General features: G+C 37.7%; 19 protein-coding genes and 1 riboswitch. Of the genes, 6 read left to right on the forward strand and 13 right to left on the reverse strand.

Going from position 1 to position 16210, the window contains the following annotated elements:
• Positions 1-433 precede the first annotated feature (433 nt).
• The 3 genes from hcp to TEPIRE1_RS12900 all read right to left on the reverse strand — a co-directional run bounded on the left by hcp (position 434) and on the right by TEPIRE1_RS12900 (position 3160).
• Positions 434-1996: a hydroxylamine reductase gene (gene hcp / locus TEPIRE1_RS12890; protein ID WP_013779596.1), complete on the reverse strand. Its 1563-nt coding sequence runs from the start codon at positions 1994-1996 to the stop codon at positions 434-436.
• 22 nt (positions 1997-2018) lie between these two features.
• Positions 2019-2342, reverse strand: coding sequence for a cupin domain-containing protein (locus TEPIRE1_RS12895; RefSeq protein WP_013779597.1), 324 nt, complete (start codon positions 2340-2342; stop codon positions 2019-2021).
• An 89-nt stretch (positions 2343-2431) separates the two neighbouring features.
• A complete protein-coding gene (locus TEPIRE1_RS12900; protein ID WP_013779598.1) occupies positions 2432-3160 on the reverse strand; it encodes a 4Fe-4S binding protein in 729 nt (242 codons plus the stop codon).
• Positions 3161-3253: 93 nt separating this feature from the next.
• Here TEPIRE1_RS12900 and TEPIRE1_RS12905 point away from each other — a divergent pair, with 93 nt between their 5' ends.
• Positions 3254-3955 carry a Crp/Fnr family transcriptional regulator gene (locus TEPIRE1_RS12905; RefSeq protein ID WP_013779599.1) on the forward strand — a complete coding sequence of 234 codons (702 nt, stop codon included), beginning with the start codon at positions 3254-3256 and terminating at the stop codon, positions 3953-3955.
• A 107-nt stretch (positions 3956-4062) separates the two neighbouring features.
• On the opposite strand, the gene TEPIRE1_RS12910 is transcribed toward TEPIRE1_RS12905, so the two are convergent.
• The 9 genes from TEPIRE1_RS12910 to TEPIRE1_RS12950 form a co-directional block, all read right to left on the reverse strand.
• Positions 4063-4407: a hypothetical protein gene (locus TEPIRE1_RS12910; RefSeq protein WP_013779600.1), complete on the reverse strand. Its 345-nt coding sequence runs from the start codon at positions 4405-4407 to the stop codon at positions 4063-4065.
• Positions 4400-4909: a DUF6036 family nucleotidyltransferase gene (locus TEPIRE1_RS12915; protein ID WP_013779601.1), complete on the reverse strand. Its 510-nt coding sequence runs from the start codon at positions 4907-4909 to the stop codon at positions 4400-4402. The genes TEPIRE1_RS12910 and TEPIRE1_RS12915 overlap by 8 nt, the downstream gene beginning before the upstream one ends.
• A 248-nt stretch (positions 4910-5157) precedes the next feature.
• Positions 5158-5913 (reverse strand): Fic family protein, encoded by a 756-nt coding sequence (locus TEPIRE1_RS12920; RefSeq protein ID WP_013779602.1) that lies wholly within the window; start codon positions 5911-5913, stop codon positions 5158-5160.
• A 580-nt stretch (positions 5914-6493) separates the two neighbouring features.
• Entirely contained in the window at positions 6494-6664 is a 171-nt protein-coding gene (locus TEPIRE1_RS13860) for a hypothetical protein (RefSeq protein WP_013779604.1), read from the reverse strand.
• On the reverse strand, positions 6661-6903 hold the full coding sequence (locus TEPIRE1_RS12930; protein ID WP_013779605.1) for a type II toxin-antitoxin system Phd/YefM family antitoxin: 243 nt from the start codon (positions 6901-6903) through the stop codon (positions 6661-6663). Before TEPIRE1_RS12930 ends, TEPIRE1_RS13860 begins: the two co-directional genes overlap by 4 nt.
• A 166-nt stretch (positions 6904-7069) precedes the next feature.
• Positions 7070-7549, reverse strand: coding sequence for a 23S rRNA (pseudouridine(1915)-N(3))-methyltransferase RlmH (gene rlmH, locus TEPIRE1_RS12935; RefSeq protein WP_041591456.1), 480 nt, complete (start codon positions 7547-7549; stop codon positions 7070-7072).
• 182 nt (positions 7550-7731) lie between these two features.
• Positions 7732-8034 carry an AzlD domain-containing protein gene (locus tag TEPIRE1_RS12940; RefSeq protein ID WP_013779607.1) on the reverse strand — a complete coding sequence of 101 codons (303 nt, stop codon included), beginning with the start codon at positions 8032-8034 and terminating at the stop codon, positions 7732-7734.
• On the reverse strand, positions 8027-8737 hold the full coding sequence (locus tag TEPIRE1_RS12945) for an AzlC family ABC transporter permease (RefSeq protein ID WP_041591609.1): 711 nt from the start codon (positions 8735-8737) through the stop codon (positions 8027-8029). The genes TEPIRE1_RS12940 and TEPIRE1_RS12945 overlap by 8 nt, the downstream gene beginning before the upstream one ends.
• Before the next feature lie 193 nt (positions 8738-8930).
• Positions 8931-9470, reverse strand: coding sequence for an HdeD family acid-resistance protein (locus tag TEPIRE1_RS12950; protein ID WP_013779609.1), 540 nt, complete (start codon positions 9468-9470; stop codon positions 8931-8933).
• A 470-nt stretch (positions 9471-9940) separates the two neighbouring features.
• Positions 9941-10058, forward strand: a riboswitch (SAM riboswitch).
• A gap of 108 nt (positions 10059-10166) precedes the next feature.
• On the opposite strand from TEPIRE1_RS12950, the gene TEPIRE1_RS12955 reads away from it, so the two are divergent.
• From TEPIRE1_RS12955 to TEPIRE1_RS12975, 5 genes are all read left to right on the forward strand, one after another.
• Complete coding sequence (locus TEPIRE1_RS12955) at positions 10167-11348, forward strand: homocysteine biosynthesis protein (protein ID WP_013779610.1); 1182 nt, start codon at positions 10167-10169, stop codon at positions 11346-11348.
• Positions 11341-11577 carry a 4Fe-4S dicluster domain-containing protein gene (locus tag TEPIRE1_RS12960; protein WP_015295988.1) on the forward strand — a complete coding sequence of 79 codons (237 nt, stop codon included), beginning with the start codon at positions 11341-11343 and terminating at the stop codon, positions 11575-11577. Before TEPIRE1_RS12955 ends, TEPIRE1_RS12960 begins: the two co-directional genes overlap by 8 nt.
• Before the next feature lie 22 nt (positions 11578-11599).
• Positions 11600-12322: a UPF0280 family protein gene (locus TEPIRE1_RS12965; RefSeq protein ID WP_013779611.1), complete on the forward strand. Its 723-nt coding sequence runs from the start codon at positions 11600-11602 to the stop codon at positions 12320-12322.
• Between the two features lie 100 nt (positions 12323-12422).
• Positions 12423-13094: a Vitamin B12 dependent methionine synthase activation protein gene (locus tag TEPIRE1_RS12970; RefSeq protein WP_013779612.1), complete on the forward strand. Its 672-nt coding sequence runs from the start codon at positions 12423-12425 to the stop codon at positions 13092-13094.
• Positions 13087-15468, forward strand: a complete 2382-nt coding sequence (locus TEPIRE1_RS12975) for a homocysteine S-methyltransferase family protein (protein ID WP_013779613.1) — start codon at positions 13087-13089, stop codon at positions 15466-15468. The genes TEPIRE1_RS12970 and TEPIRE1_RS12975 overlap by 8 nt, the downstream gene beginning before the upstream one ends.
• Here the strand turns inward: TEPIRE1_RS12975 and TEPIRE1_RS12980 are convergent.
• Positions 15455-16204: an amino acid ABC transporter ATP-binding protein gene (locus tag TEPIRE1_RS12980; protein WP_013779614.1), complete on the reverse strand. Its 750-nt coding sequence runs from the start codon at positions 16202-16204 to the stop codon at positions 15455-15457. The two genes, TEPIRE1_RS12975 and TEPIRE1_RS12980, sit on opposite strands and share 14 nt — an antisense overlap.
• Between the last annotated feature and the right edge of the window lie 6 nt (positions 16205-16210).

The following is a 16210-nucleotide window of genomic DNA, read 5'->3' on the forward strand; positions in this document are numbered from 1 at the left end:
TTAAATTATACACCGATTCTAAATTTAAATCAATAGTTTTTTGCTCATTTTTAAATATTTTTGCTTACTTTTTTGCATACTGCGTGCGGTATTTTTGTTTTAAAATAAGCAGATGTGGCCATTTTGTCATTCTAAACGTAGCGCAGCGTAACGAAAAATCCTAAGCTCTTTTGTCATTCTGTGTGAAGTAAAGAGGAATGAAGAATCTTGAGCTGCTTGAAGAAAGATTCTTCACTTCGTTCAGGATGACAAGTCGTTTTAACCTTTAAATAGTAACAAAAAATGAGCAAGCATCATTTAATGAGCGCTTTAATTTATTCTAGTCAGCAAAATAATAAATACCGAAACAACCGGGTGATTGATAAGTTGCCCGGTTGTTTCGGTATTTCATGATACTAATTTACGACATTAAACTTCACATGCGAAGGTCTTTTTATTTAATAATCGCTTTAAGGTCTTCCTCTGGAGTGCTTATTGGCTTCAGGTCAAATTTTTCCACAAGCACATCCAAAACATTTGATGAGAGAAATGCCGGAAGTGTAGGACCTAAATAGATATTTCTAATGCCGAGAGCAAGCAGTGTAAGCAATATGCATACAGCCTTTTGCTCATACCATGACAGCACAAGTGTCAGGGGAAGGTCGTTTACACCACATCCAAATGCCTTTGCAAGGGCCGATGCTACTTGAATGGCAGAATATGCATCATTGCACTGACCCATATCTATAATGCGAGGCAAGCCGCCGATTTCGCCGATGTCTAAGTCATTGAAGCGGTATTTGCCACAGGCAAGTGTCAGTATTACCGTATCTTTTGGAGCTTTTTTCACAAATTCGGTATAGTAGTTTCTGCCGGGTCTTGCGCCATCACAGCCTCCTACCAGGAATATATGTTTTATAGCGCCTGATTTTACTGCATCTATGAGCTTGTCAGCTACGCCAAGGACTGCATTTCTTGCAAATCCAGTCATAAGTTCCGAGCCGCCGTTTATGCCTGTAAAATGCTTATCCTCGTCATATCCGCCAAGTTCAAGGGCTTTTTGGATAACCGGCGAAAAATCTTTTACACCATCTATACCTTCCGCAATATGTTTCATTCCGGGATAACCTACAACAGATGTTGTAAATACCCTATCGGCATAGCTTGCCTTAGGCGGCATCAGACAGTTTGTCGTAAAGAGAATTGGTGCGGGAACATTGTCAAACTCTTTTTGCTGATTTTGCCATGCTGTGCCAAAGTTACCCTTTAGGTGCGGATATTTTTTCAGCTCCGGATAGCCATGTGCCGGCAACATTTCACCATGTGTGTATATATTTATACCCTTGTCCTTCGTCTGTTCAAGCAGCTGTTTAAGGTCCAGCAAATCATGACCTGTTATGATAATGAAAGGTCCTTTTTCTACATCCATTGTTACCTTTGTAGGCACTGGATGACCATAAGTACTTGTATTAGCTTTATCAAGCAAGCCCATACATTTTAGATTTATATTGCCGAATTCCATTAAAAGTTCCAGCCACTCGTCTGCTGTATGCTGGCGACCTAAAGCTCTCAGTCCTTTGTAAAACCATGATGTTACTTCTTTATCTTTTTTACCTAGGACATATGCGTGCCAAGCATATGCCGCCATGCCCCGCATCCCAAAAAGTAGTGTGGATCGCAGTGAAACAATATCCGCATCCTGTGTCCAGAGGTCTTTGACAGCGAAGTTTTCGGCTCCTCCCAGCTTTTCCTTTTCTTCTTCCACAAGTTTTATAAGTTCATCTATTCGCTTTGCATCAAAGTTAACATTTGTAACCGTAGCAAAAAGCCCTTTCATAACAAGCTCATCAGCCTCTTTGCTTGGGGCTTTACCTTCTGCAGAACGGGCAAGCCCAATTAGTGCACAGGTTAATTCATCATGTTTTTCGGCTACATCGGGTTTTTTGCCGCAGATTCCCGATTTTACACATCCTTTTCCTCCAGCTGTCTGCTCACATTGAAAACAAAACATTGACATTTTATTACCTCCCAATTTTAAATTATTTTATAAACATCTTGGGGCTTGGAGCCTTAACCACAAAGAATTCCAATACTTCTTCATGATTGTTGCGCACATTCATCTTTGTTTTATAGGGAATTGCTATGATGCTTCCTGCAGGATAGGTATGTTCATCCTGTGTGCCTAGCTGCAGCGAAATGCTGCCTCTTACTACAATCATGTACACATTTGAATTTGTATAGTGCTCGGGAAGTGCATCTCCCTTCGGCAGTATCATATGGTTTATATCCGCATTGTCGTCAGATACAATTCTTTCAATGATTTTTGAATCTGCAAAAGTAAATTCATATCTTTTTTCTATCATAAAAATTCCCCCTGTATAATATATTTGGTTTTCAAAGTAGAAAATCTGTAAACCTCTATCTTTTTTTATATCTCATCCCTGTTCTAAATTCAGTCTTCGATAATATCCCCTTCTGTGCTTATAGTAACCACATTCCATGGAATCATCTTGCCGCTTGCGATAAGCGCTTCTCTTGCAGCATTTGCAATGCCATTACAGCAGGGAACTTCCATTTTCAGCACTGTTATGCTTTTTATGTTGTTAAATTTTAGAATATCTGTGAGCTTATCTGTGTAATCGATATTATCTAGTTTTGGACAGCCGATTAGTGTAACCCTGTTTCTCATAAAGTCATTGTGGATGCCGGCATAGGCGTAGGCGGTGCAGTCAGCGGCTATGAGCAAATGGGCATCGGCCAGGAACGCCGCATTTGCCGGAACGAGCTTTAGCTGGCAGGGCCATTGGGCAAGCTGTGATTGTTCTTTTAAATGGAAATGCTGCATCTTTGAATTATCTTCCTTTTTCAGCATTTTTACTCTGCTTCCTGGGCATCCGCAGGGCAGTTTGTTTTCTGTGGCATCTTGTGTATTTTGGACATTTTTTGCTATCATATTTTTCTTCACTGCTTCCTCATTATATGGCGCAGCTTCCATCTCCCTTATGGTAATTGCTCCTGTAGGACATTTTGGAAGACAGTCGCCCAATCCGTCGCAGTAAGACTCTGATATAAGCTTTGCTTTTCCGTCTATAAGCCGGAGTGCCCCTTCATGACAGGCATTTACACAAAGACCGCAGCCATTGCATTTTTCTTCATCTATGGTAACAATTTTTCTTTTCATCATATTCACCTTCTTTTAATTACATATTGTATGTTCAACTATATAGTAGTAAAATAAAGACAATATTTCGGTAGCTGTGGCTACAAAAAGTGGGTGATTTATATTTTTGATGTAAAAGCAAGCGTTTTGCCTGAAACTCTTTTGTTTGAAGGAATAGAAAAAGATGATTTAGCTCTCATGCTGGACTGTCTTGAGCCGAGGATATGTGACTACAAAAAGGATGAGTTCATCACTATGGCGGGAGATGCTTTTGAGTCAGTGGGGATATTGCTGAAGGGCAAAGCCGCAGTTATAAAAGAAACTTTTGCAGGAAATCGAGTGGTTATTGCAATTTTGCAGCCGGGGGATATGTTTGGAGAGATGGTGGTATTTTCAAAAAATCCCGTTTGGCCTTCAACAGTTATAGCTCAGGAAGATTGCATGGTGTTTTTTCTTTCAGGCAACAAGATAACAGGCCAATGTGACAAGGTGTGCCCCTGGCATAAAACCCTTATACTCAATATGCTCAAGATTGTATCTGAACGGGCTTTGGTGCTCAATAAGAAGGTTGAATATCTGACAATTAAAAGTATGAGGGGTAAAATAAGTGCCTTTTTGATGGAGCAATATAAAAAAACGGGTAAAACCACATTTGTTTTACCCATGAATCGAAACGACATGGCAGATTTTTTAAATGTATCGCGACCATCTATGTCCCGGGAAATGAGCCGCATGAAAGATGAGGGAATTATCGATTATCACCGCTCAGCAATTAAGATAAAGGACATCGAGGCTCTAAGACAGTATGCAGAATAAGGACAAATTTGTTCTGGATTTACATCAAGATCATCAAGTCTTCTCTCGAGATTGCGTAATGCACAACATCATAATTAGAAAATTAGATTATTGTCACTTTACAATCCCTAATCCCAGTATGATAATTTCAAAAACATATTTACAATCTTTTGTAATTCAGAAAATTCTTCTTCACTTAATACACCATAATCCCTGCCATAAATACCCCTTGATTCCAAGCTCCATAAGAATGACTTAAAATTAGGATATTTATCAATATTTTTCTTTATTAAATATATAAAGTGCTCCAACTTCCGGTAGTTAATAGTGTTATTGTTTTTTTCCTCTTCATACAAGGATAAATCTAATATTAATTCTAGGGGTTTAGTAATTTTATATCTATAATCATCGGTATTATCAGGTAAAAAATCACTTTTATAATTTTCGTAGCTTTCGCATACTATTCTATACATCGTATCTCTCCCTAAATTCTGGCAATCTCTTTATAAATTGATTTTTTTTAGATTCATATAAATCATCCCTCGACAATACCTCGTCTATAATTTGATTTATTAAATCCTTGTCCGCCATATTCATAAGCTCATCTATATCTTCTATATCTTTTTGTTCCAATCTTATTATTTTGCTCACGATTATGTCTTCTGGTGATAATAAATACACATTTAAATATTTAAATTTGTTTAACTTCATTGCTCTTTCTTTGTACCTAGGTGATATAACAGTGCTTTCATATTCTAACATATCAAAGTCTCTTAATTGGACGAAAACCCTTCCTAATTTAGAAGGATAATTTAAATCTATAAAATCAAAATCTCGCGTAGCCCTGTTAGTATATTCACCTAATATGCAGGCAGCCCCTCCTAAAAAATATATATCAAATGGCTCAACATCAAAAGCAATAGCGACCTTTTCCATATCAAAAATTCTATCCTCTAATTGTTTCTTTAATTCCATAATTATCACCTTATATTAATATAGCAATGATATTATATCATATTATTTATTGCACATAATATAAATAATGCTGCATCGTGCAGCGGGCGGTCGATGACCGCCACTACGTCCGCTATTTGTGGCAGGGTTCACCGTATCAATTCTACTAGCAAAATAAATAGAATGTGTTTAATAGTTAATATTGATTGCTAAAATTAAAGCATTAGGTTAAATTATAAACCTAATGCCCCTATTTATTTTATAATTAATTAATCATTATTAAAATCATTTGCCATTTCTAAAACTGAAATATATCTCTCCAACTCTTCTTCTACATACTCTTTAATCATTTCTGTTAACATCTGAGGATTAGAATTATTTAAGTGAAAATCTGTAAAACAATTATAATATCTTTTTCTATCCTTAAACTTGATATTAATAGGAGGATATCCTTCTTTCATAAGTTCAAAATTCATAATTAAACGTCCAGTCCTACCATTTCCATCTACGAATGGATGTATGGCTTCAAATTTTAGATGAAATAATGCAACTTTTTCAATTATATGTTTATCTTTCATTTCTTTATTATATTCATTAATTAATTGCTCCATTAATACTGGTACCAAATATGGCTCTGGTGGTTCATGTACTGCCCCTAAAATAGTAACTGGTATACGTCTATATTTGCCCCTATCTTGAGGCTTATCCATTAAAACTATGCTATGAATATCCTTTATAATATTCTCTGATAAAGGTGTTTTTTCTTTTACTAATTTTTCTATATAAAAAAATGCCTCCTTATGTCCAATTGCTTCTAAATGCTCTTTCAATGGTTTTTCATCTATAGTAATTCCTTCCTGTAAAACAAGTGCTGTTTCTTGTAGTGTAAGAGTATTGCCTTCTATTGCATTTGAATTATAGGTAAAGTCTATTAAAAATTCATCTCTAAGTCTTTTAATCTCTCCTTCTGTAAGAGGCCGATATTCATTAAGTTTTTTAAGCAAATTATCAATTTTTTCAAACATTATATCCCCTCATTTTCTCATGATAATTAAATATGCATTATACCATGATACATATATTTTAAAAAATGTATCTTAACCTTTAAGTCAATTTTTCCTACCAAATTTATTAGATAGTACATTATAGGTATGAAAAATACATAATATTATACCTATAAAATTTACTGAAAGTAAAAGTATAAATAGAATATCCGCAAATATGCTCAATGTATTTTTGCTTGTGTATCTATCAAAGCCTGTATAAAACTGTGGAGCTGTTTTTGCAAAAAGATAGATAGCTAAAAGAGTAGCAATAAAGGATATAAATGTGAATAAATATACTCTTATTATATTAATATGTTTTTTCATTATCTCAGCTCACCAGCATATAATTATGATGCCTGATTCCACTTATATGCATTATATCATTTAATCCTAATTAATAGTAATCCCTTAAACATTATCCTACAAATAATAGCTTGTCCTACTTATGGTATGGTTCACCGTATCGACTCGACTCGCAAAACCTATTTGATGGTAGATATATCTCTTTAAATTATGGTAGAATAAAAAGCTCGACATGTTTATATTATGCCAAGCTTTTTTAACTGTGTTCAATTATCCAATGTAATAAATCCTTATCACTTAATGAGCCATCTGCTACCCCTAATCCAAGCTCAATCAATTCTTCATCTCTAACACCATCACTTCCACCTGTTTCTTGAATAAGAAGGCTATGCATTTTTAATATTTGAGTTTTAGTTAATCTTTTCATTTAGCTAATTCCTCAAAGGCTTTCATATGTTTAGATAATACTCTTTTAGCTACTTCATCTACTTCTTCATCACCTATTGTTTCTTCATTCTCTAATTGGCTGTATTCTATTAATACATAGCGAGGTACATTATTTTTTAAAATTACTGCAGATCCATTTTCATCTACTAATCTGGCTACTTTAGAAAAATTTTGATTAGCTTCTGAAATAGATACTAAATTATTTATATTAACTTTCATAAAATCTTCACCTTCCTTTCTACTTATATTATATTATTTTTTAGGATATATTCAACCTAAATTAATTATAAATAGATAAGAACCTTTTATATTATAGTATTCCTAAATATAAATAAAATAGGGATATATTGTAAACTTCAATATATCCAATAACGCATAGCTTGTCCTACTTATGATACGGTTCACCGTTTATTATTTTAAACCAGCGATAAATCTGTTCAAGCAAGATAAGCCTCATAAGTTGGTGTGGGAATGTAAGTTTTGAAAAGGAAAGGGAAAGGTCTGCCTTGGCTTTAACTTCAGGGGAAAGGCCAAGGGAGCCGCCGATGATAAATGTAATATGTGACTTGCCGTCTATCATAAGATCGCTTAACTTTTTAGCCATTTCTTCGGAAAAAAGCGCTCTGCCCTCGATACATAGGGCAACTACAAAAGATGATGGGTTTAGTTTTTGAAGTATGCTATTTCCTTCACGCTCTAACACCTGAGCCTTTTCTTTTTCGCTTAAGTTTTCCGGAGCCTTCTGCTCTATAGCTTCGATAATGCGCAATTTGCAGTAAGGCGTAAGTCTTTTTTTATATTCTTTTATACCGTCTAATATATATTTTTCTTTTATCTTGCCTACGCAAATAATATCTATATTCATTAGCACATCCTTCACTTTCTGCAGGGGAAGCCTCTGAAAAGGATCTTCTACCAAACCAGCCTTTAAGATTCTTCATTGCGCTTTGCTCCATTCAGAATGACAGAACCCCGGGATTTTCTGGAGGTTTTCAGGGCACATGGGCTTTAAAATTTATGCTTTTGTAGTTTAGATCTTACTGGATTTCATAGTAAAAGCTGCCAAATGTAAGCTGCCAAAATGCCGCCGATGGCAACTTTTATCATCTCTTGATTATGATATGCCAAAAACAAGGCAAAAGCACCGCCTACTACTGATGCTAGGATATTCCCCGTGGAATATAGTATGCCGGGAAATGTCATCGCTCCCAATACTGCATAAGGCATGTAGTATAAAAATGATTTGACAAATTTGGATTTTAGTTTTCCTTTAATTAGTATTATTGGAAGGACTCTTATCATATAGGTCACAAGAGCCATGACTATTAATGCAGGATATACATTACTCATATTCATCTTCCTCTCTAGGGAATATAACAGCACCGATTGACGATGCTACAATAGTTGCAATAATGATAACCCACCCTGTAGAGAGCGAATTTATATAAGGAATCCATGTAAAAGCCGAACTTATAGTTATTGCCGTCAAAGCAACTACCAGCGCTGCTTTAGACTCCTTTGCCGCAGGGACTACTATGGCAATAAACATGCAGTAAAGTGCTATGCCCATGGCACTTTGTAGCGTAGACGGCAGCAGTGAAGATGTCAGAGCTCCCATAGCCGTACCTAAAGCCCATCCGATGTAAGGTATCGTAATAAGGCCTGCCATGTATGATGAAGTAAGCTCGCCGGGCTGCACAGCAGATATTGCAAAGATTTCATCTGTTATTCCAAAAGCCAAAATGTATTTTTTAAAGTCGGTTATCTTGTTTGATAGTTTCTGAGACAGGGATATTGACATGAGCATATAGCGCAAATTGACTATAAAGGTCGTCAATGCAATTTCTATAAGTGATGCACCCTCTATAATTAAATTCATACCTGCAAATTGACCTGCCGATGTTAAATTTGTCATAGAGATTAAGATAGCAGCTGCAACCGGTATGCCGCCCTTTACCGCCATAAGGCCAAAAGTAAATGAAACCGGTATATATCCTAAGGCTATTGGTATTCCATGCTTTAATCCTTTGTAAAAATCATCCTTTATATGCATCTTCAATCATTGCAACCTTCCTCTTTTTTAGTTTATACAATCGTACGTTAATAAGTATAATAAAAATATAATAATATAGTCAACCTTTTTTAGTCTATAAACTTATTTTGGGATATGTTTATTTATGTGAGTTCGTCAGTTTGGGAAGGTTCATGTCTTTCGAAGTAAAAAACCGCACGCGCTTACTCCATAATTACCACTTCAAAGCTCTTGAAATATAAATTATACCCAGTAAATTTACAACACCACTTATAGTCAAGGCAATACCAATAAGTCTTGTCATAATAACACTTCCTGTAAAGGGGTTAAAAACTAATAATATCCCTAATACCGCTGTTATCAGAGCAAAGCAAAGATGTACCCACCATTTTTCATGTTGCAATCTTTTCAAGTTAATAGAAAGCTGCAATCTTAAAATGCTATCGATAATAATAACAATGCCAAGCATCAGGGGAAATGCAGAAACTACTGCTTTGGGAGCAATTAACATAAAAATCCCAAGCAAAATAAAGAAAAGCCCATAAACCAAATCAAAGCCAAGCATATCTTCATATGCAGCTTTCCTAAAAAAGCCGATTATTTTAATAATACCCGGAATCAGTATAATCGCACCAAACAGTCTGCAAATAGCTAGGACAGAAAACTCAGGCCTGGCAATCAGGATAATCCCTAAGGTAATGAATAAAATTGACATAGCTATAATTGCTATTTTAGATTTTTTTATGTATTCCATATAATTTTGCCCTCCAATCCTTAAGTTGCTAGTGTTTTTGAAACTACATTTGCAAAATAAACACATAGGTTTTTAGAGCACAATAATAAAATGCCGCAATTTCCTTTACCGGCCAATATACGCTCCTGAGTTATGTTACACTGCAAGCACAAAGTTGCTCTATCCTATTCTTATAAACCACCTCCCACTTGTGACATAGCATAACCCCGTTTTTACCACATCTGCTCTTGTATTTTAGTTTTAATAAAAAAATTGGTTTTGTATATTTTTTTGCGCTGCTCCATATAATAATTTAATATTACTACGATTTTTAAGATTTGTCTAAAACTTTTGCTCTGATTTCTGCAAGCCCGCATGGCTTTTTGTTATTAAAACCTAAAATTACTTGACGCGATCAAATTTGAAATTGCATTTGACAAATTATATAATATGTTATAAACTAATATGCAATAAATAAAATGAAAAATAAGATCTTATCCAGAGTAGCTGAGGGACGGGCCCTATGACGCTCGACAACCGGCATTTTCCATTAGAATGCATCGGTGTCAATTCCTGCAGGATAATTAATTTTATCCTGGAAGATAAGATTAACAGTTTGTTTATATTTCTTTTAAAGAAGCAACAAGCTGCTTTTCTTATCGAAAAGCAGCTTTTATTTTGTAAAATATTTTACGAGCCAAGGAGGCAGATTTGGCAATGGAAGTTAAAAAATCTTTTGAGGAAATTAATGAAAAAATCAAAAATGGGACTGCGGTTGTTGTTACTGCAGAGGAAATAATCGACATAGTAAAGGAGAAGGGGTTGGATAAGGCAACAAGTCATGTGGATGTTGTAACAACTGCAACTTTTAGCCCGATGTGCTCCTCAGGTGCATTTCTAAACTTCGGCCATGCAGACCCTCCCATCCGAATGACCAAGGTACTGCTGAACAATGTACCTGCACATGCTGGTCTTGCAGCAGTTGATGCATATATAGGTGCTACTGAAACTTCTTTTGACAGGGATATAGAATACGGCGGTGCTCACGTAATATGCGATTTGATGGCAGGCAAGAAGATACACTTACAGGCGACATCTCCTGGCACCGACTGCTACCCCAGAAAAGAAATCGACACTTATATTACAAAGGATTCCATTAATGAGGCATATTTGTTTAACCCGAGAAATTGCTATCAGAATTATGATGCAGCTATAAATACTTCTGACAGGACTTTATACACATATATGGGAGTCCTGCAGCCGAATATGGCAAACATTAACTACTCCACATCCGGCGAGCTGAGCCCGTTGCTCAATGACCCATATCTTCGAACGATAGGAATGGGAACCAAAATCTTTCTTGCCGGTGCTCCCGGTTACGTAGCCTGGCAGGGGACTCAGTTTATAACCGAAGTAGAGCGAGGAAATAACGGCGTTCCGACTACATCTGCAGCCACATTGGCTGTTATCGGCGACCTAAAGCAGATGAGCTGTGATTACATTCAGCCGGCGGTTTTTGAAAAATACGGCACATCCATGTTTGTCGGCATAGGTATCCCGATACCGGTATTGGATAAAGATATGTTAATGAACTTAGCCGTTGAAAATAAAGATATATATACACATATAGTGGATTATAGCGTTGGACGGCGCTCCAAGCCCAGCCTGGGCAAGGTAAATTATGCACAGTTAAGGAGCGGCACGGTTACACTTGAGGGCAAGCAAATACCTACTACGCCCTTATCCAGTCTGAGTAAAGCTCGTGCAATCGCTCAAGAACTGAAAAGGTGGATACTAACAGATAAATTTACGCTGCAGGAACCTTTCAAGCATTTTGGTAAGGTCTCAAAGCTTAATACACTGGAAGAAGTAGGCAAAGGAGAGATTGATAATGAGTAAAAAAGCATATAAACAGCGAATATACATTGAAGCCGAAAAATGCGTAGAATGTGGTGCTTGTACTGCGGTTTGCGGTGCAAAGGCTCTGTATCTTGATAAAGCCACATGGAAGCTTATATATAATGTTCAAAAATGCCAGGGCTGTATGCTGTGTGTAAGTGCATGCCCTTCAAGAGCCATAAAAAGCGACATTGAAGATTTGCCGTCTGCAGTTGCAGCAGCTTTATAAGGCTCTTAGCACAGGAGGTATTATGTATCAAAAGCGATTCTATCGAGATTATACTAAGGCACAGGGCCTTGTAAAATTTAATGTCACTGAATATGAATCGGATTTAGAGATTATTTCTAAATCCGATTTAAAAAATGAGGCTTTATCTCAGCTAAAAAAATATAGAAATGAAATCACAAATTACATCAGCCTCTATCCTGAATTCATGACAAGCCTTGCTCCCATAAATCCTTCAGATGACGCCCCTGTCATAGTAAAACATATGTGCTCGGCTTCAAAAGCCGCCAATGTGGGTCCTATGGCCGCCGTCGCAGGTGCTATAAGTGAATATGTCGGCAAGGCCCTTGAAAAATATACCGATGAGCTAATCATTGAAAATGGCGGCGATATCTATATAAAAAGCAATCATGACAGGCATGTGCTTATATATGCAGGCAAATCACCGCTTTCCAATAAAATAGCCCTACTGATTCCCGGAAATGGCAACTCTATTGGAGTTTGCACATCCAGCGGCACCGTAGGTCATTCACTAAGTTTCGGCAAGGCCGATGCAGCAGTGGTGATTTCTCATGATACCCTCTTGGCCGATGCAACCGCTACCGCTGTGGGCAACAGGGTAAAGACTGCCGATGATATAGAGCAGGGTATTAATTTTGCAAAATTCATTCCGGGGATAGAGGGAGTTGTTATTATTATACAGGATAAATTGGGCATCTGGGGAAATATTACGCTTACAAGGCCATAGCATTAAATAATGTTGCATCAAAAAAGCTATGCAAACAAAATTCAAAAATATTTTTAATATAATTTTAGGTCAGGTTTAACCTAATCTCAAGGAGTTTCTTATGAATATTAATTATGATGAAGTATTGCATTATCTCGGTTATCATAATAATCACCGCCCTTATGAAAATACCAAGGAACTCATAACAGAATGTATCAGCGAAATTAAAGGTATTGCACAAAAGCAGTACGTTTATGATATATTCGATACCGAACACAAAGATGGAAAAATATTACTTAAGCAAAGCAATGTGACGCTTTACGGTCATGACATAGCACATCACTTAAAACATTCATCAAAGACGGCCCTAATGGCTGTTACCCTAGGTCTAGAAGTCGATAAAAGAATTTCATTATATTTAAGAATTAATCCTACAAAAGGCCTAATCCTTGATGCCTGTGCATCGGCTGCAGTTGAGGCATTATGTGATGAAGTGGAGGGCAAAATCCGGTTAAAAGCTGCAAGTGAAGGCCTTTATATTACCTCCAGATACAGCCCGGGTTACGGCGATTTGCCCCTTTGCCTTCAAGGCGATATAGCTGCGGCATTGGATACCTATAGAAAAATCGGGCTTGCCGTTACCAAAGACTTTCTGCTTGCTCCCCGAAAATCCGTAATAGCGATTATAGGTGTGCAGCAAGTATTACCTGATAAAAGAGGATGCGGCAATAAGTGCAAGCTTTGTTCTGCTGTAAATTGTCAGTATAGAAAGGGTGAAAACTTTTTTGAGTAAGCGGATTGACTTTTCAAACTTTATAGTTTTTGACGGTGCAATGGGTACCATGCTTCAAACACACGGTCTTAAGGCAGGAGAACTTCCGGAAAGTTATAATATTTTGCACCCGGAGATTATTGAAAAAATTCACGGCGAATACCTGGATGCTGGTGCAGATGTGATTACTACGAATACATTTGGGGCAAACCGCATTAAGCTTAGTAAATATGGGTATGATATCGGTGAAATCGTTAAAAGCGGCGTTAAAATAGCCTTAAAAGCTGCCGGGAAAAGGCTTGTTGCATTGGATATTGGACCTATCGGTCAGCTCATGAAACCCTATGGAACTTTATCTTTTAGCGAGGCATACGAGCTTTTCAGGGAGCAGGTAATCGCCGGCGCAGATGCAGGTGCAGATTTAATTTTAATAGAGACCATGTCAGATATTTATGAAATGAAGGCAGCTATTCTTGCAGCAAAAGAAAACTGCAATCTTCCTGTTGTAGCTACTATGACTTTCCAGCAGGACAAAAGGACTTTGACGGGAACTGACCCTCTGACTATGGTAAATGTAATTTGCGGACTTGGGGTAAATGCTTTAGGCATTAATTGCTCTTTAGGGCCTAAAGAGATTCTGCCGCTAATTGAAGAAGTGCTGTCATGCTCCAAAATCCCGGTTATAGCCCAGCCCAATGCCGGCATGCCGAAGATTATAGACGGAAAAACCGTATTTAATGTAGAACCCGATGAATTTGCCAGATATGCAAAAATCATGGCCGAAAAGGGTGTTACAATTCTTGGGGGCTGCTGCGGCACAAATCCGGAACATATAAGGGCATTAAGGCATGTGCTTGCAGGTCTTGAGCCTATAAAGCGGAAAGTTGAACCGATAACGGCTGCAAGTTCATTTTCAAAGACGGTAATTATCGGTGAAGGCATAACCGTTATAGGCGAAAAGCTAAATCCTACCGGCAGAAAGCACCTTAAAGAGGCGTTGAAAAGCAATGATATGGAATATGTCTTGCGGCAGGCTCTTGCACAGCAGGATGCAGGAGCACATATTCTCAATGTAAATGCAGGGCTGCCGGAAATAGATGAAAAGGCTGTAATGATAAATATCATCCGAGAGCTGCAAAGTACAGTAAGTGTCCCCCTCCAGATTGACAGTACCGATAGTGATGTAATCGAAGCCGCCGTGCGAATATACAATGGTAGGCCCATTATTAATTCAGTAAATGGAAAGCTAAAGGTTATGGAGGAGATATTCCCTATAGCCAAAAAATACGGAGCCTGTGTTGTCGGCCTAACATTAGATGAAAATGGAATACCGTCAAAGGCAAAAGACAGATTTAAAATAGCCGAAAATATAGTTAAGACCGCCTCCAAATACGGTATAGCAAAAGAAGACTTGATTATTGACTGCCTCGTTATTGCAGCTTCCGCCCAGCAGGATGAAGTAAGGGAAATTATAAAGGCCACCAGATTGGTAAAAGAAAGGCTTGGAGTAAAAACTATTTTGGGTGTTAGCAATATCTCCTTTGGTTTGCCTAACAGAACACTGCTGAATCGCACATTCTTGGCTCTTGCGTTAGAAGCCGGACTGGATGCACCGATTATTGACCCTGCTGATGAAGAAGTGATGGGAACTATAAATGCATTCAACGTGCTTTGGGGCTACGATAAGTATGCCAACAATTATATTGCTGCATATGCGCCTAAGGATAAAAAACCTGCTGTCAAAGCTTTCTCCGCTACGGATGTGGCAGATATTGAGGATATAATCATAAACGGCTTAAAGGAAGAAGCTGCACCAAAGGTAAGAGCTATGCTCAAAGCAATGAGTCCCACACAGATAATAGATGAACATTTGGTGCCTTCACTGGATATAGTAGGGCGCAAATACGAAGCGGGTGAGATTTTCCTTCCACAACTCATACAATCCGCCGAAACTGCCAAAAGGGCTTTTGAGGCCATAAAGCATCATATCATTGAAACAAATGGCGGGAAGGCTGAATTTAGCAAGGGGAAAATCATCCTTGCTACTGTGCGGGGAGATATTCATGATATAGGTAAAAATATCGTAAAAATTTTATTAGAAAATTATGGGTTTGAGGTTATTGATTTGGGAAAAGATGTACCGGAAGACGAGATTATCCAAAGGATAAAGCAGGACAATGTAAGCCTTGTAGGCTTAAGTGCTTTAATGACAACCACTGCTCAGAACATGGCAAATACAATAAAGGCAATAAGGAAAGCAGGCCTTGGATGTAAGATAATGGTAGGCGGTGCAGTTGTCAATGCCGAATTTGCAAAAAGCATCGGTGCTGACTATTATGGAAGGGATGCTCAGGAATCGGTGAGAATTGCCCAGGAGTTTTTTAGTCCATCATAACAAAACTTTTTATTCTTTCATTTTCAATATTATTAAAGAATTCTTCTTTACTCGACTCCTTTATAATCCGACCTTCATCCATGAATATAATTCGATGTGCAACTCGTTTTGCAAAATTCATATCATGGGTTATTATTAAAATGCCCATTCCGTCCCGGGCCAATTTTTCTATTATCAATGCGATGCCTTCCCTAAGCTCCGGGTCCAGAGCCGAAGTAGGCTCATCCAGACACATAATCTTTGGATTTAAGGCGCATGCTCGTGCAATTGCTACCCTCTGCCTTTGCCCTCCTGAAAGTTCAAAAGGATAGGCATTTGCCTTATCGCCAAGATCCAGCATCTCCAAAAGCTCCATAGCCTTGTTTTCAGCCTCGCTTTTAGAAGCACCGAAAACATTTATCGGTGCTTCTATGATGTTCCCTAAAACCGACATATGTGGGAAAAGATTAAAGTTTTGAAAAACTAAGCCCAGCTTTTTTCTTATCTGCAGCATTTGTGCCGGTTTGGCATAAGTAGTGCTCCCGTTGTCATCTTTGCACAGATACATTCCGTCTACGATGATTGTTCCCCGATCGCATTTGACCAGATTGTTTATGCACCTTAAAAGGGTAGTTTTACCCACACCGGATCGGCCTATTATTGCTAATATCTCATTTTGTCCCAATTGAAAGTTTATATCATTTAATACGGGTTTTCCCTTAAAGCTTTTATACAAGCCCTCTACGCTGAGTATCATAATTCT

Source organism: Tepidanaerobacter acetatoxydans Re1 (assembly GCF_000328765.2).
Classification (GTDB): domain Bacteria; phylum Bacillota; class Thermosediminibacteria; order Thermosediminibacterales; family Tepidanaerobacteraceae; genus Tepidanaerobacter; species Tepidanaerobacter acetatoxydans.

What these genes read in the sequence shown, in the direction of transcription:
- hcp (WP_013779596.1), bottom strand. Translation starts at nt 1,996, where the DNA reads ATGTCAATGTTTTGTTTTCAATGTGAGCAGACAGCTGGAGGAAAAGGA.
- TEPIRE1_RS12895 (WP_013779597.1), bottom strand. Translation starts at nt 2,342, where the DNA reads ATGATAGAAAAAAGATATGAATTTACTTTTGCAGATTCAAAAATCATT.
- TEPIRE1_RS12900 (WP_013779598.1), bottom strand. Translation starts at nt 3,160, where the DNA reads ATGAAAAGAAAAATTGTTACCATAGATGAAGAAAAATGCAATGGCTGC.
- TEPIRE1_RS12910 (WP_013779600.1), bottom strand. Translation starts at nt 4,407, where the DNA reads ATGTATAGAATAGTATGCGAAAGCTACGAAAATTATAAAAGTGATTTT.
- TEPIRE1_RS12915 (WP_013779601.1), bottom strand. Translation starts at nt 4,909, where the DNA reads ATGGAATTAAAGAAACAATTAGAGGATAGAATTTTTGATATGGAAAAG.
- TEPIRE1_RS12920 (WP_013779602.1), bottom strand. Translation starts at nt 5,913, where the DNA reads ATGTTTGAAAAAATTGATAATTTGCTTAAAAAACTTAATGAATATCGG.
- TEPIRE1_RS13860 (WP_013779604.1), bottom strand. Translation starts at nt 6,664, where the DNA reads ATGAAAAGATTAACTAAAACTCAAATATTAAAAATGCATAGCCTTCTT.
- TEPIRE1_RS12930 (WP_013779605.1), bottom strand. Translation starts at nt 6,903, where the DNA reads ATGAAAGTTAATATAAATAATTTAGTATCTATTTCAGAAGCTAATCAA.
- rlmH (WP_041591456.1), bottom strand. Translation starts at nt 7,549, where the DNA reads ATGAATATAGATATTATTTGCGTAGGCAAGATAAAAGAAAAATATATA.
- TEPIRE1_RS12940 (WP_013779607.1), bottom strand. Translation starts at nt 8,034, where the DNA reads ATGAGTAATGTATATCCTGCATTAATAGTCATGGCTCTTGTGACCTAT.
- TEPIRE1_RS12945 (WP_041591609.1), bottom strand. Translation starts at nt 8,737, where the DNA reads ATGCATATAAAGGATGATTTTTACAAAGGATTAAAGCATGGAATACCA.
- TEPIRE1_RS12950 (WP_013779609.1), bottom strand. Translation starts at nt 9,470, where the DNA reads ATGGAATACATAAAAAAATCTAAAATAGCAATTATAGCTATGTCAATT.
- TEPIRE1_RS12955 (WP_013779610.1), top strand. Translation starts at nt 10,167, where the DNA reads ATGGAAGTTAAAAAATCTTTTGAGGAAATTAATGAAAAAATCAAAAAT.
- TEPIRE1_RS12960 (WP_015295988.1), top strand. Translation starts at nt 11,341, where the DNA reads ATGAGTAAAAAAGCATATAAACAGCGAATATACATTGAAGCCGAAAAA.
- TEPIRE1_RS12965 (WP_013779611.1), top strand. Translation starts at nt 11,600, where the DNA reads ATGTATCAAAAGCGATTCTATCGAGATTATACTAAGGCACAGGGCCTT.
- TEPIRE1_RS12970 (WP_013779612.1), top strand. Translation starts at nt 12,423, where the DNA reads ATGAATATTAATTATGATGAAGTATTGCATTATCTCGGTTATCATAAT.
- TEPIRE1_RS12980 (WP_013779614.1), bottom strand. Translation starts at nt 16,204, where the DNA reads ATGATACTCAGCGTAGAGGGCTTGTATAAAAGCTTTAAGGGAAAACCC.